At 68.3% G+C, this 13,400-nt stretch carries 13 protein-coding genes; 7 read left to right on the top strand and 6 right to left on the bottom strand.

The window, feature by feature from the left end; all coding sequences use genetic code 11:
* Window positions 1-138 precede the first annotated feature (138 nt).
* Window positions 139-837 (top strand): TorF family putative porin, encoded by a 699-nt coding sequence (locus tag AC13GI_RS08765; protein WP_482996047.1) that lies wholly within the window; start codon window positions 139-141, stop codon window positions 835-837.
* On the opposite strand, the gene AC13GI_RS08760 is transcribed toward AC13GI_RS08765, so the two are convergent.
* Window positions 834-1,982, bottom strand: a complete 1,149-nt coding sequence (locus AC13GI_RS08760; protein ID WP_482996128.1) for an MFS transporter — start codon at window positions 1,980-1,982, stop codon at window positions 834-836. The two genes, AC13GI_RS08765 and AC13GI_RS08760, sit on opposite strands and share 4 nt — an antisense overlap.
* A 145-nt stretch (window positions 1,983-2,127) precedes the next feature.
* Here AC13GI_RS08760 and AC13GI_RS08755 point away from each other — a divergent pair, with 145 nt between their 5' ends.
* Window positions 2,128-3,015: a LysR family transcriptional regulator gene (locus AC13GI_RS08755; protein ID WP_099819652.1), complete on the top strand. Its 888-nt coding sequence runs from the start codon at window positions 2,128-2,130 to the stop codon at window positions 3,013-3,015.
* Here the strand turns inward: AC13GI_RS08755 and AC13GI_RS08750 are convergent.
* The gene (locus tag AC13GI_RS08750; protein WP_089241357.1) at window positions 2,984-3,451 is read right to left on the bottom strand and encodes a YehS family protein; all 468 of its coding nucleotides are present in this window, start codon (window positions 3,449-3,451) and stop codon (window positions 2,984-2,986) included. The genes AC13GI_RS08755 and AC13GI_RS08750 overlap by 32 nt on opposite strands.
* Before the next feature lie 85 nt (window positions 3,452-3,536).
* Between AC13GI_RS08750 and AC13GI_RS08745 the strand changes: the two genes are divergently transcribed.
* The gene (locus AC13GI_RS08745) at window positions 3,537-4,031 is read left to right on the top strand and encodes a hypothetical protein (RefSeq protein ID WP_482996046.1); all 495 of its coding nucleotides are present in this window, start codon (window positions 3,537-3,539) and stop codon (window positions 4,029-4,031) included.
* 88 nt (window positions 4,032-4,119) lie between these two features.
* The gene (locus AC13GI_RS08740) at window positions 4,120-4,872 is read left to right on the top strand and encodes an SDR family NAD(P)-dependent oxidoreductase (RefSeq protein WP_482996045.1); all 753 of its coding nucleotides are present in this window, start codon (window positions 4,120-4,122) and stop codon (window positions 4,870-4,872) included.
* A gap of 70 nt (window positions 4,873-4,942) precedes the next feature.
* Here the strand turns inward: AC13GI_RS08740 and AC13GI_RS08735 are convergent, their stop codons facing one another.
* The 4 genes from AC13GI_RS08735 to AC13GI_RS08720 form a co-directional block, all read right to left on the bottom strand.
* On the bottom strand, window positions 4,943-5,830 hold the full coding sequence (locus AC13GI_RS08735; RefSeq protein ID WP_236509358.1) for an SPOR domain-containing protein: 888 nt from the start codon (window positions 5,828-5,830) through the stop codon (window positions 4,943-4,945).
* A gap of 21 nt (window positions 5,831-5,851) precedes the next feature.
* Entirely contained in the window at window positions 5,852-7,540 is a 1,689-nt protein-coding gene (argS, locus tag AC13GI_RS08730) for an arginine--tRNA ligase (protein ID WP_099819656.1), read from the bottom strand.
* Window positions 7,541-7,656: 116 nt separating this feature from the next.
* Window positions 7,657-8,361 carry a RadC family protein gene (gene radC, locus AC13GI_RS08725; RefSeq protein ID WP_099819657.1) on the bottom strand — a complete coding sequence of 235 codons (705 nt, stop codon included), beginning with the start codon at window positions 8,359-8,361 and terminating at the stop codon, window positions 7,657-7,659.
* 71 nt (window positions 8,362-8,432) lie between these two features.
* Complete coding sequence (locus AC13GI_RS08720; protein WP_482996044.1) at window positions 8,433-9,059, bottom strand: response regulator; 627 nt, start codon at window positions 9,057-9,059, stop codon at window positions 8,433-8,435.
* Window positions 9,060-9,283: 224 nt separating this feature from the next.
* Between AC13GI_RS08720 and coaBC the strand changes: the two genes are divergently transcribed.
* The 3 genes from coaBC to AC13GI_RS08705 are packed head-to-tail and all read left to right on the top strand — an operon-like array spanning window position 9,284 to window position 13,386.
* Window positions 9,284-10,546, top strand: a complete 1,263-nt coding sequence (gene coaBC / locus AC13GI_RS08715; protein ID WP_100461946.1) for a bifunctional phosphopantothenoylcysteine decarboxylase/phosphopantothenate--cysteine ligase CoaBC — start codon at window positions 9,284-9,286, stop codon at window positions 10,544-10,546.
* Window positions 10,543-11,031, top strand: a complete 489-nt coding sequence (dut, locus tag AC13GI_RS08710) for a dUTP diphosphatase (protein WP_482996043.1) — start codon at window positions 10,543-10,545, stop codon at window positions 11,029-11,031. The genes coaBC and dut overlap by 4 nt, the downstream gene beginning before the upstream one ends.
* A 12-nt stretch (window positions 11,032-11,043) precedes the next feature.
* Window positions 11,044-13,386, top strand: coding sequence for a phosphomannomutase/phosphoglucomutase (locus tag AC13GI_RS08705; protein WP_482996042.1), 2,343 nt, complete (start codon window positions 11,044-11,046; stop codon window positions 13,384-13,386).
* Window positions 13,387-13,400: the final 14 nt, after the last annotated feature.

Raw genomic sequence — 13,400 nt, 5'->3', positions numbered from 1 at the left:
ATGATACCGCGCTCGTTGCGGCGCGGATTTACGCTGAATTTGCGCTGGCGCGGCGGCATCGCCATCGAACCGTTACGGCCATGCCGTCGACACTGCCGTCCCGGCGGACCGACCGCCTTCGACGAGGAAGTGAGTGCAGTGAAGAGCAAGGGGATGATCGTGGCCAGCGCGGCCGCACTGGCGGGGCTGCTGTGCGCCGGCAGCGTGCAGGCGCAGGTGCAGGTGAGTGGCACGGCGGCATTGACCAGCGACTATGTCTGGCGCGGCAGCTCGCAGAGCGACGGCGATCCGGCCGCGCAGGTGGGGGCAAAGGTGACGGTGGGTTCGGGCTGGTATGCCAGCGCATGGGGCTCGAATGTCTCGTTCACGCCGGACAATGGTGCACGCAGCGAGTTCGATCTCGTCGCCGGCTGGTCGGGCGCACTGTCGCCGGACTGGAGCCTGGATGCGAACCTCACCCGTTATGTCTATCCGGGTACCGGTCGCGCACTGGACTGGACCGAACTCAATGTCACCACCACCTGGAAGCGACGCGCCTGGCTGCAGGTTGCCCACTCCAACGATGCCCTGGCCGGCGGCCGTCGCGGCACCTACGCGCAGCTGGGCGTGCGGGTGCCGCTGAACGAGCGCGTGCGCCTGGAAGCAGCGGTGGGGCAGTACTGGCTGGCCACCGCGCAGGGGCCGGACTACCTGCATGGCCAGCTCAGTGCCATCGCCACGTTGACGCCGGCCTGGGAACTGCGCGCCACCGTGCATGACACCGACGGCGGCGCCAAGCGGCTGTTCCCGGGTAATGCCGGTGGACGCTGGGAGCTGGCGCTGCAGGGCAGCTTCTAGTCGGCCGATGCTGCCTGGCGGGTGCGCCAGGCAGAGGGCAGCCACACCAGCAGGGCCAGTACCGCCACCGCGGTACCGGCCACGCACACACCGGTCCAGCCGAAGCGCTGGTAGACCTGCGCCGACAGCAGCGAGCCCAGCGAGCCGCCGATGAAGTAGCCGGTCATGTAACCGGCATTGAGGCGGTTGCGGGCCTCCGGCTGCAGCGCGTAGATCAGGTTCTGGTTGCTGACATGCAGCAGCTGCGCGGCCAGGTCCAGCACCACCACGCCGACCAGCAGTGCCAGCAGCGAGTGCGCCGACAGCCCGAGCGGCAGCCAGGACAGCAACAACAGCAGCAGCGCAATGGCCGTGGCCCGGCCGCTCTGGCCACGGTCGGACATGCGCCCGGCCAGACCGGCAGCCAGGGTACCGGCGGCACCGACCAGCCCGAACAGGCCGATGGTGGCGTCACTGTAGGCATAGGGTGGCTGCGCCAGCAGGAAGGCCAACGGCGTCCAGAAGATCGCGAACATCGCAAAGCTGCAGGCACCGAGCAGTGTGCGCTGGCGCAGCACCGGTTCCTGCAGGAACAGCGTGCCGATCGAGCGCAGCAACGCGAAATAGCCCAGCCCGGCGGTGTGGTGGAAGCGCGGCAGGCCGCGCTGCAGGGCCAGTGCGGTCAGTACCAGCGTACCTGCGGCGATCGCATAGACCAGGCGCCAGTCGCCCAGGCTCGACAGCAGCCCGGCCACGGTGCGTGCCAGCAGGATGCCCAGCAGCAGTCCGCTCATCAGGGTGCCGACCACGCGGCCGCGATGCTCGGGTGCCGCCAGGGTTGCGGCGAACGGCACCAGTACCTGCGCCACCACCGAGAACAACCCGGTGATCGCGGTCCCGGCCAGCAGCCACGGCAACGACGGCGCGCACGCGCTGATCACCAGTCCGCTGGCCGACAACAACGTCATCACCACGATCAGCCGGCGGCGCTCGAACAGATCACCCAACGGCACCAGCAGGATGAGGCCGGCGGCGTAGCTCAACTGGGCAGCGGTGACCACCATGCCGACCTGGCCGAACGGCACGCCGAAGGCATCGGCGATGGTATGCAGCAATGGCTGCGCGTAGTAGTTGCTGGCTACCGCGACGCCGGTGGCGACCGCCATCAGCAGGATCTGCCAGCGCTGCAGGGGAGGAAGGGAAGGGGACACGCGATGTTCCGTTGAAGCAGGGCAGCACAGTGTCCGCCTGCTGCAGGCATGATGGAAATGAATCATCATCATCCCTGTCATCTGGAATTGAGATACCGGCGTGAACCTCAAGCAGCTCGAATTCGCCGTGGCCCTGGCTGAAGAGGGCAACTTCACCCGTGCGGCCGCGCGCTGCCACGTGGTGCAGTCCGCCTTGAGCCACCAGATCGCCCATCTGGAGCAGGAGCTGGGCACCGTGTTGTTCGAGCGACTGCCGCGCCAGGTGCGCGCTACGGCCGCGGGCGAAGCGTTGCTGGTGCATGCGCGGCAGGTGCTGGCCAGCCTGCGCCACCTGCGTGCCGACGTCGCTGCCGTCAGTGGTGAGGTGCGCGGGCTGCTGGCGATCGGGCAGATATCGTCGCTGACCGGCATCGACGTGGTGGCGTTGCTGGCGGGCTTCCAGCAGCAGCACCCGCAGGTCGAATTCCAACTGCGGGTGGACAAGAGCGAGACCCTGCTGGAGCAGGTGCAGTCACGTGCATTGGACGTGGCGCTGGTGGGGCTGGCACCGTCGGCCGATCTTGAAGGCGTCTGCCACCAGATGCTGCAGGAAGAGGATCTGGTGGCCGTACTGTCACCGCAGCATCGGCTGGCCACGCACCGCCGGTTGCCGTTGGCGGCGCTGCAGGATGAGGCCCTGGTCGATTTCCCGCGGGGTACCGGCGCGCGCCGGCAGACCGATGATGCGTTCGCCGCAGCGGGCCTGCCGCATCAGGTGCGTTTCGAGGTCAATCTGATGGAACTGGTCGAGCGCTTCGTCCGCCACGGCCTGGCGGTGGGGATCGTGCCGGTGCTGATCGCCGACGGTTTCGAAGGGGTGGTGCAGGTGCCTCTGCAACCGACCCCGACCCGGCGCGTACATCTGGTCTGGCAGCGCCTGCCGACGCCAGCCGCACGCGCCTTCGTCGATGCCGTGCTCAGCCGCGCAGGCGCAGGCTCAGGCCCTTGAGGAAGTTGCGCAGCATCTGGTCCAGACAGCGCCGATAGTTCTTGTGGCCGGGCTGGCGGAACAGCGCGCCGAGTTCGGATTTGGAGACAGTGAAGCCGATGCTGGTGAAGATCTCCATCATGTCGACGTCGCGCAGCTGGAAGGCCACGCGCAGCTTCTTCAGCACCAGGTTGTTGTCGATGCGGGTTTCCACCGCGCGTGGCGCCTGGCCCTCATCCTGACCGCGCAGGTGCAGGATCAGGCCATCGAGGAAGTGCGCCAGCGCACTGTCGCTCATCGGCTGGAAGCCCGGCTCGTCTTCACGCAGCAGCCAGGCCTTGGCCTGCTCGACATCCACGTCGAACGCCGGATCGGCCATCTGGCACAGGGTCACCACGTGATGGTCGCCGAGGTCCAGGGAGTAGCGCACGCTGCGCAGCACATCATTATTGATCATGGCCCATTGTAGCGGCCCGGCGGCTGTAACCGGACTGTCACCGGATTGCAGCATCGTGAGCGCTGTTCTGCAGGGATTCCCTTCGATGCGCCGGTACCTCCTCTCCCTTCTGCTGGTCGCCAGCAGCTTCGCCGCCACCGCCCAGGACCGCTACGTACCCGTGGAGCAGCGTCTCAGCGCGGCCCAGCTGGCCGAAGTGGGCCTGGACGCGACCCAGCTGCAGACCCTGAACCGCGTGCTGCGCGAGGCCGAAGCATCGACGCCCGCCGCCGCCCGGGCGCCGGTTGCTGCCAACACCGGCGCGCCCTTGCCGGCCAACGTTCCCGCCCCGGCGGCGATGCACCTGGGCCTGGAAGAGGGCCCGGTCAGCGCCCGCGTGGTCGGCGACGTTGCGGGCTGGGAACCGGGCACGGTGTTCACCCTCGACAACGGCCAGCAGTGGCAGGTGATGAAGGGCCAGATGAAGCTGCGCAAGACCCTGCAGGCGCCGCAGATCGAGGTGATCCCGGGTATCGCCGGGCGCTGGTTCCTGCAGGTTGACGAAGACCTGCCGAAGGCACGCGTGTTCCGCCTGCGCTGACCGCGCGCACCGCAGCGGGCCGATCAGGCAACGCAGCCGTGGACCGACGGTGCCAGAATGGCGGTCTGGTTTCCCACGGAGTTGTCTGATGACCCGAACCGTCCTGATTACCGGCGCCACTTCCGGCTTCGGCGCCGCTGCCGTCCACCGCTTCGCCCAGGCGGGCTGGAAAGTGATCGCCACCGGCCGTCGCAGCGAACGCCTGCAGCCGCTGGTCGAGCGCTACGGCAAGGAGGTGGTGCATGCGGCCGTGTTCGACGTGCGTGATCCGGTCGCGATGGAAGCGGCGCTGCTGGCCCTGCCGCCGGCCTTCGGCGACATCGACCTGCTGGTCAACAATGCCGGTCTCGCCCAGGGCACCGCGCCGGCGCAGAGCGCCAGCCTGAAGGACTGGACGACGATGATCGACACCAACATCACCGCGCTGGTCACCCTGACCCATCGCCTGTTGCCGCAGCTGGTGGAGCGCAAGGGCGCCATCATCAACATTTCGTCGGTGGCCGGTGTCTATCCGTATCCGGGCGGCAACGCCTATGGCGGCACCAAGGCCTTCGTCAGCCAGTTCTCGCTGGGCCTGCGTTCGGACCTGCACGGTACCGGCGTACGGGTGACCACCATCGAGCCGGGCATGGCCGAAACCGAGTTCACCGTGGTCCGCACCCATGGCGACCAGGTCGCCTCGGACAAGCTGTACTCCGGCGCCAATCCGATGACCGCCGAGGACATCGCCGAGCAGATCTTCTGGGTAGCGAGCCTGCCGCCGCACCTGAACATCAATCGCCTGGAACTGATGCCGGTCAGCCAGTCGTTCGCCGGCTTCCAGGTTGCCCGCGAGGGCTGATCTGCGCCCTGGATGCGTACAGGCAAAAAAAAGCCGGGCAACGCCCGGCTTTTCATTCATGCCCGCAGACTTACTGCGCCTTGATCGCCATCGCCTGCAGGCCGGTGCCATCCAGCTTCTGCTTGGCTTCGGAAAGCTCACCGGCGCTGCCATAGGGCCCCATGCGCACGCGGTACACGGTCTTGCCGTTGATCTGCGCCGACTCAACGCGTGCAGCCAGGCCCATCATCGCCAGCTTGGCCTTGGTCGCTTCAGCATCACCGGAAGCGCCGAATGCACCTGCCTGCAGGATGTAGCGGGCATTGTCGGCCGGTGCCGGGGCTGCCGCAGCGCTGGCGGCGGCCGGCGCGGCTTCGCTGCGTGCCGCAGGAGCGGCGGCAACGGTGCTGGCCGGCGCAGTGGTGCCGGCTGCTGGCGTCGCTGCTGCCGGGCGTTCACTTACCGGGGTCGGCAGCGGACGGCTGGTGGCGGTCACCGGCGCGGTGCTGGCAACGCTCGCCGTCGCCGCAGGTGCGGCGGCCGCAACCGCCGGCACCGGCTTGCCTTCCAGTGCGGCCTGCGCGCGCTGCGCTTCGGCCTTGGCCCGGCGCTGGTCTTCGGCACGCGCGCTGGCGGCCAGTTCGGCGTCGGACATTTCAACTTCCTTGCCCGGCAGCAGGGTGTAGAAGTCGTACTGGGTGGCGGCAGGCTTTTCCGGTTCGGCCGGTTTCGGCGTGGCCGGCTGCGTGGCCGGCTGGGTGCCGACATCGCTTTCGCCATCGGCCACCGGCGCCGGCTGCGCGTTCGGGTTCGGCTGCGGACCGGCGCGCAGGAAGCCATCACCCTCGCCCTTGAACAGGTTCGGCGCCGCCAGGAACACCACGGCGGCGATCGCCACGCCGGCAACCAGCCACACCCATCCGGGCGTGCCTTGGCTGCTGTTGCGCCGAGCCTGTGTCTTGCCGCGTCGTGCTGCCATGTCTACTGCGTCTCCTGAGACTTACATTTTTTCCGGGGCGGAAACGCCCAGGAGGTCGAGGCCGTTGGCCAGTACCTGGCGTGCGGCGCAGGCCAGGGTCAACTTGGCATTGCGATCGGTCGCGTCGTCCACCAGTACCGGCGTCCCGTGATACCACGTGTGGAACGCGTGCGCCAATTCGCGCAGGTACTGCGCGACCAGGTGCGGCTCCAGCGCCACGCCGGCCGCTTCCACCACTTCCGGATAACGCGAGATCTCGTTCATCAGGGCCAGCGATGCGTCATCGGCCAGACGGCCCAGGTTGGACAGGCCGGTACCCTGTTCGTAGACCAGACCCTTCTCCTGCGCCTGGCGCAGCAGGCTGCAGACGCGGGCATGCGCGTACTGCACGTAGAACACCGGGTTGTCGTTGCTCTGCTGGCGGGCCAGGTCGATGTCGAAGGTCAGCTGCGAATCGGGCTTGCGCGCGATCAGGAACCAGCGGGTCGCGTCGCGGCCGGCTTCTTCGATCAGGTCGCGCAGGGTGAAGTAGCTGCCGGCACGCTTGGACAGCTTCACTTCCTCGCCGCCGCGCATGACGGTCACCATCTGGTGCAGCACGTATTCCGGCCAGCCCTGCGGGATGCCCACTTCCATCGCCTGCAGGCCGGCACGCACGCGCGCCAGCGAACCGTGGTGGTCCGCGCCCAGCTCGGTGATCGCGCGCTCGTAGCCGCGCTGCCACTTCGACAGGTGGTAGGCCACGTCCGGCACGAAGTAGGTGAAGGTGCCGTCGGACTTGCGCATCACGCGGTCCTTGTCGTCACCGAAGTCGGTGCTGCGCAGCCACAGCGCGCCGCCTTCTTCATAGGTATGGCCGGACGCCTGCAGCTTGGCCACCGCCTCGGCCACCTTGCCGTCGGCGTACAGCGAGCTTTCCAGGAAGTAGATGTCGAAATCCACGCCGAACGCGGCCAGGTCCAGGTTCTGCTCGTTGCGCAGGTAGGCCACGGCGAAGCGACGGATCGCCTGCATGTCGTCCGGGTCCTTGGCACCGACCACGAGGGTGCCTTCCAGGTCGACGCTGGCGCCGGACATGTAGGCGCGCGCCACGTCGGCGATGTAGTCGCCGCGATAGCCGCCTTCCGGCCAGCCTTCCTGGTCCGGAGCGATGCCCTTCACCCGGGCCTGGGTCGACAGCGCCAGATTCTCGATCTGCACGCCGGCATCGTTGTAGTAGAACTCGCGCTTGGCGTTCCAGCCGTTGGCATCGAGCACGCGTGCCACGCAGTCGCCGATGGCCGCAGCGCGGCCGTGGCCGACATGCAGCGGACCGGTTGGGTTGGCCGACACATACTCCACGCCCACCGTGCGGCCATTGCCGGACAGGTTGCGGCCGTAATCGGCGCCTTCCTTGATCACGGTGACGGCTTCACGCTGGTACGCGGCCGGTGCCAGGTGGAAATTGATGAAACCGGGGCCGGCGATCTCGACCTTGCTGACGTCTTCGCTGCGCGGCAGCGCCTCGACCAGCGCCTGTGCCAGTGCGCGCGGATTGCTGCGCGCGGCTTTGGCCAGCAGCATCGCGGCGTTGGTGGCGAAGTCGCCATGGTCGCGGGTCTTCGGGCGCTCGACCACGAAGTCCGGCGGCAGGGAGTCGACGGGCAGGGTGCCATTGGCGCGCAAGGCTTCGATGCCTTGGCTGATCAGGGCGCGGAGGAGATTTTTCACGAGGCCTGCTGTGAGAATGAGCGGCGGAATCGCCCATTTTAGCGCAGATGCCGGCCCCAACGCTGACCGGGGCCTGCGTGCCAGGGTCGGCCTGGCCACCGGCTGCTGCCGGGGGCTCATCCGACCAGGCGGGCCTGCAGCGGTGGTAGAAGGCCTCGTTCAGCAAACGAAACGGGACGCCCCTCGCCCACCACGAAGTGGTCCAGCAGGCGGATGTCGACCAGGGCGAGGGCCCGCTGCAGCTCTTCGGTGATCTGTGCGTCGGCGGCCGAGGGTTCCGGGTCGCCGGAGGGGTGGTTATGGCTGAGGATGACCGCGGCGGCGTTGTGCAGCAGGGCTCTGCGCACCACTTCGCGGGGGTAGACCGGGGCTGCGTTGATGGTGCCGGCGAACAGTTCCTCGCAGGCGATCAGGCGGTGGCGGTTGTCCAGGAACAGGACCACGAACAGCTCCCGGGCCTGCCCGCGCAGACGGTGCTGCAGGTAGCGGCCGACGGTCACGGGATTGTTGCCGACCGCCTCGCCCTGCTGCAGTTCAGCGGCCAGGTAGCGGTGGGCCAGTTCCAGCCCTGCGGCCAGCGTGCAGCTGCGCGCCGGCCCCAACCCGGGCAGTTTCGACAGTTCGCGGGCGGGGCGGTCCAGCAGCACCCGCAGGGGACCGTGGGCGAGCAACAGGTCGCGCGCGGTCTGCACCGCGTCCCGGCCGCCAAAGCCGGAACCCAGGAACAGGGCCAGCAGTTCGGCATCGGACAGCGACGTGGGCCCGCGGGCCAGCAGCTTTTCGCGGGGACGCTCTTCTTCGGGCCATTCATGGATGGGCATGGCACCCATCATGGCGATCCTCGTCGACCGCTCCCATAAGCCCTTGCCACATCTGTGGGTCGGCCAAGTCCTCAGTCGCGCCGGGTCTGCAGGTAGTCGTACAGCTCCTGGTTGCTCTGCAGGCCAAGCTTGCGCATGGCTTCGGCCTTCTGCCGGCTGATCGTCTTCGGGCTGCGACCGCTGCGGTCGGCGATGGCATTGATGTTCAGGCCGTCGGTCAGCAGTTGCAGCACTTCCAGTTCGCGTGTCGACAACGCAGCCGGTGGATGCGGAAACAGCAGATCGCGGGCCTGCAGGTGGCGCCGCAGCTGATCGGAAACGAACACCTGCCCCGCCATGGCGGCATGCAGGGCCTGCGGTAGTTCGGCGAAGTCGGCGCTCTTGTCGACCAGGCCGTGTACGCCATCGCGTAGCAGGCCATCGAGCAGGCCCGGGTGCCGGGCCCCGGTCAGCACCACCACGGGAAGGTCGGGATGGCGTTGCCGCAGCACGGCCAGCAGTGCGGGACCGTCCGGGCCGGGGCCGGGCATGGACAGGTCGGTGAGTACGGCGTGGCAGGGCTGCTGCAGCAGCAGCTGCAGTAATCCGGCACCGTCGGCAGCGGCACCGGCCACATCCATCTGGTGACGCTCAAGCACGATTCGGATGCCGTGCAGTACGACCGGATGGTCGTCGGCAATGATGATGCGCGGTTGCACGGGGAACTCCTGGGAAATCGAACGGCACACCGAGGTGGCCAGTGACGATTCTGCAAAGCGGGGACGCGAAGAGGTATAGGAAAGTTCCGAAACGGCGTGCAGCAAACCCGGAAAACTCCGTGGGGGCTGTCCATGTGCTGATAGCCGCCCGCTATGTGCTGCGTGCACCGGGACGTTGCTGGCCTTCGGGTAAGCTAACGCCCTCGTTTGCACAGGAATTCCAGGTGGCTGATTCTCCCAACGCTTCCCCGACGCGGATCCGCGCGCTGGAAGGCCAGAAACTGCTCTTGTGTGTCGGCGGCGGAATCGCGGCCTACAAGGCCCTGGAGCTGGTTCGACGCCTGCGTGATGCCGGTGCGCTGGTGCAGGTGGCGATGACGGCCGGCGCCCAGCAGTTCGTCACGCCGCTCAGCTTCCAGGCCCTTTCCGGCCAGCCGACCCGCACCACGCTGTGGGACAGCGCCGCCGAACAGGCCATGGGCCACATTGAACTGGCACGCTGGGCCGATCGCATCGTGATCGCGCCGGGCACCGCCGACCTGCTGGCACGCCTGGCCCAGGGCCACGCCGACGACCTGGTCAGCACCCTGTGCCTGGCCAGCACCGCGCCGCTGACCGTGTGCCCGGCGATGAACCATCGGATGTGGCTGCATCCGGCCACCCAGGCCAATATCGCCCTGCTGCGCCAGCGTGGCGCGCAGGTGATCGGTCCGGTCGATGGGCCGCTGGCCGAAGGCGAGTCCGGCCCCGGCCGTCTGGCCGAGCCGGGCGACATCGTCGCCGCCCTGGCTGCCAACGGCACTGCTGCTGCCGCCACTGCGGCGCCGGAAACGCGCGCGCTGCAGGGCCTGCGCCTGCTGATCAGCGCCGGCCCGACCTATGAAGACATCGATCCGGTGCGTTATGTGGGCAACCGCAGCAGCGGCAAGATGGGCTACGCGCTGGCCGCCGCTGCCGCCGGGCTGGGTGCCCAGGTGGTGCTGGTCAGTGGCCCGGTGCAGCTGCCGACGCCGCCCGGCGTGCAGCGCATCGATGTGCGCTCTGCCGCGCAGATGCGCGAGGCGGTACTGAATGCGCTGCCGGCCGACATCTACATCGGTGCTGCCGCCGTTTCCGATTACACCCCGCGCCAGGTGGCCGCGCAGAAGCTGAAGAAGACCGCCGACAGCCAGTCGCTGGTGATCGAGCTGGTGCGCACCCCGGACATCCTCGCCGAGGTTGCCGCGCAGACGCAGTCGTTGAAGCTGGTGGTCGGCTTTGCCGCCGAGACCCACGACGTGGAGAAATATGCGCGCGGCAAGCTGGTCGACAAGCGCCTGGACCTGGTGATCGCCAACCAGGTGGGCATCAGCGGCGGCGGTTTCGAAAGCGACAACAACGCCGCCACGGCCTTCTGGCAGGATGGCGAACAGGTATTCCCGGCTACTTCCAAGCGTGAGCTGGCCGAACAACTGCTGGCGCTGATCGCGCGGAGGCTTCAGGCATGACCCAGGCAAGCAACACCCCCGGATTCTCCCCTCAACCGTTGCAGGTCAAACTGCTCGACCCGCGCTTCGGCGACAGCTGGCCGCTGCCGGCCTATGCCACCGAAGCCAGCGCCGGCATGGATCTGCGCGCGGCGCTGGAAACCGCGCTGACCCTGCAGCCGGGCGATACCGCACTGGTCCCCAGCGGGCTGGCCATCCATATCGCCGATCCGCACCTGTGTGCGGTGATCCTGCCGCGTTCGGGCCTGGGCCACCGCCATGGCATCGTGCTCGGCAACGGCACCGGCCTGATCGACGCCGACTACCAGGGGCCGCTGCTGATCAGTGTCTGGAACCGTGGCCGCGAGGCCTTCACCATCGAGCCGGGCGATCGCATCGCGCAGCTGGTGGTCGTGCCGATTGCCCGCGTCAGCCTGCAGGTGGTGGATACTTTCACCGACAGCGTGCGGGGAACGGGTGGATTCGGCCATACCGGGGTGCGTTGACAGGGGACATCGATGAGCGGCATCGGGGAAGCACAACGGGGAAAGTCGTTGGGACGTAGCGCGCCCTTGCTGGGCGTGCTGCTGGTACTGCTGGCTGGCTGGTTCGGCTGGAGCGCGGTACAGCAGTGGCGACAGGCGGCCAGCGGGGACGCGCTGGAACAGGCGCGCGACCAGGCTGTGCAAGGGCTGCAGCAGGCTGCCGCCGGCCAGCTGCAGCAGCTGCAGCAGCAGTTGAAGGGCGACCGCGTCCAGCAGGCGCTGCAGGCCGGTGATGCCGCCGGCGCCGCGCTGGCGCTGCGGGAAAGCTGGACCGGCGTCGAGCAGGTGGAGGTGCTGGGCGCTGACCTGGCTGCGGGCTACGCCGATGCGGCCACCTTTGGATACGCACGCCTGGCCCTGCTGGAATCGGCGCTGGCCGACGGCAAGCCAACCCTGCGCGTGGTCCGCGATGGCGGCGGCAACCGCCTGGGCCTGGCCGCGCCGGTACAGCTGGCCGGTGTCGGGCCGGCGGTGGTGTATGTGCGCCAGCCGCTGCTGCGGTTGACCGCACCGCTGGACCAGGTGCAGGCCCCCGGCAACGGTTTCCTGGCGCTGCGCCAGGGAGCACACAACATCGTGGCGCAGGGCGATACCGGCCTGTCCGAGAGCGCTGAAGCAATTGCGCGCCCGGTCGCCGGAACCCCGCTGCGACTGGCCGCCGGGGTGCCCAATGTGGAAGCCGGCCCGCTCGGGTTGGGTGCCCTGGCCAGTGCGATTGTCGCCCTGCTGCTGGCCTTCATCGCGGTGCTGCTGGTGGTAGGCCGTGGCCGACTGCCGAAGTCACTGCCGCTGCCGAGCCGGCGCAGCGCGGTGGCCGACGCCGATCACGGCCCGACCCTGCGTGAAAGCCTGCAGATGGCCCCGCCAACGGTACCCGGCGAGGCGGCGGCCGAGGCTGCGCCGCCGCCACCGGTTCCCGCCGAGGAACTGGCTGCGGGCATCTTCCGCGCCTATGACATCCGCGGCGTGGTCGGCAGCGAACTGACGCCGCGCACCGCCGCGCTGATCGGCCAGGCCATCGGCACCGTCGCCCTTGAGCAGGGCCTGCGCGAGGTCGTTATCGGTCGCGACGGGCGCCTGTCTGGTCCCGAACTGTCGGCCGGTCTTGCCGAAGGCCTGCGGCGAGCGGGCTGTGCGGTGATCGATATCGGCCTGGCTCCGACCCCGGTGGTGTATTTCGCGGCCTTCCATCTGCGCACGGGTACCTGTGTAGCGGTCACCGGCAGCCACAATCCGCCGGACTACAACGGTTTCAAGATCGTCATCGGTGGTGAGACCCTCTCCGGCGATGCGATCACCGATCTTTACCAGCGCATTGTCGAAGGCCGTCTGGTGCAGGCCGCGGAACCGGGTGACTACCAGCAGCGCGAGGTCGCCGTCGACTACATCCAGCGTATTGCCGATGATGTGCAGCTGGACCGCCCGTTGAAGGTCGTCGCCGACGCGGGCAACGGCGTGGCCGGTGCCTTCGCGCCGCAGCTGCTGGAAGCGATCGGCGCCGAGGTCATCCCGTTGTACTGCGATGTCGACGGCACCTTCCCCAACCACCACCCCGATCCCAGCGAACCGGCCAACCTGGAAGATCTGGTGCAGACGGTCAAGCGCTTCGGCGCCGACCTCGGCGTGGCGTTCGATGGTGATGGCGATCGCCTTGGCGTGGTCACCGGTGAAGGCAAGATCATCTACGCCGACCGTCTGCTGATGCTGTTCGCCGCCGATGTGCTGATGCGCAACCCGGGCGCGATGGTGATCTACGACGTGAAGTGCACCGGCAAGTTGTCCGATCACGTGCTGCGCAATGGCGGCAGCCCGTTGATGTGGAAGACCGGGCACTCGCTGATGAAGGCGAAGATGCGCGAGACCGACGCCGAACTGGCGGGCGAGATGAGCGGCCACTTCTTCTTCAAGGAACGCTGGTTCGGCTTCGACGATGGCCTGTACGCCGCCGCGCGCCTGCTGGAGATACTGGCCCAGCGCGAAGAAACACCTGACGAGGTGCTGTCCGAACTGCCGGAAATGGTGGCAACGCCGGAGCTGAAGGTGGCGGTGGCCGAGGGAACCCCGCATGCGCTGGTGGCGATGCTGGTGACCGCTGCGCAGTCGCCGGACAACCCGTATGTGGGTGGTCGCCTGTCGACCATCGACGGCCTGCGGGTGGACTTCGCCGACGGCTGGGGCCTGGTGCGCGCGTCCAACACCACGCCGGTGCTGGTGCTGCGCTTCGAAGGCAACGACGAAGCGGCACTGGAGCGCATCCAGGCGCTGTTCCGCAGCCAGCTGCAGCCGGTGCTGGGCGACACCCCGCTGGGCTTCTGAGGTGGCGCCGGGCT

This window comes from Stenotrophomonas sp. 82F1, from assembly GCF_056861525.1.
The sequence above is the reverse complement of the archived record's forward strand: the minus strand, read 5'-3'. Positions and strand labels throughout refer to the sequence as shown.

Bases quoted from the DNA above. Each gene is read 5' to 3' on its own strand.
- AC13GI_RS08740 (WP_482996045.1), top strand. From the start codon at position 4,120: ATGACCCGAACCGTCCTGATTACCGGCGCCACTTCCGGCTTCGGCGCC.
- AC13GI_RS08705 (WP_482996042.1), top strand. From the start codon at position 11,044: ATGAGCGGCATCGGGGAAGCACAACGGGGAAAGTCGTTGGGACGTAGC.
- AC13GI_RS08745 (WP_482996046.1), top strand. From the start codon at position 3,537: ATGCGCCGGTACCTCCTCTCCCTTCTGCTGGTCGCCAGCAGCTTCGCC.
- AC13GI_RS08760 (WP_482996128.1), bottom strand. From the start codon at position 1,982: ATGGCGGTCGCCACCGGCGTCGCGGTAGCCAGCAACTACTACGCGCAG.
- AC13GI_RS08750 (WP_089241357.1), bottom strand. From the start codon at position 3,451: ATGATCAATAATGATGTGCTGCGCAGCGTGCGCTACTCCCTGGACCTC.
- radC (WP_099819657.1), bottom strand. From the start codon at position 8,361: ATGCCCATCCATGAATGGCCCGAAGAAGAGCGTCCCCGCGAAAAGCTG.
- dut (WP_482996043.1), top strand. From the start codon at position 10,543: ATGACCCAGGCAAGCAACACCCCCGGATTCTCCCCTCAACCGTTGCAG.
- AC13GI_RS08735 (WP_236509358.1), bottom strand. From the start codon at position 5,830: ATGGCAGCACGACGCGGCAAGACACAGGCTCGGCGCAACAGCAGCCAA.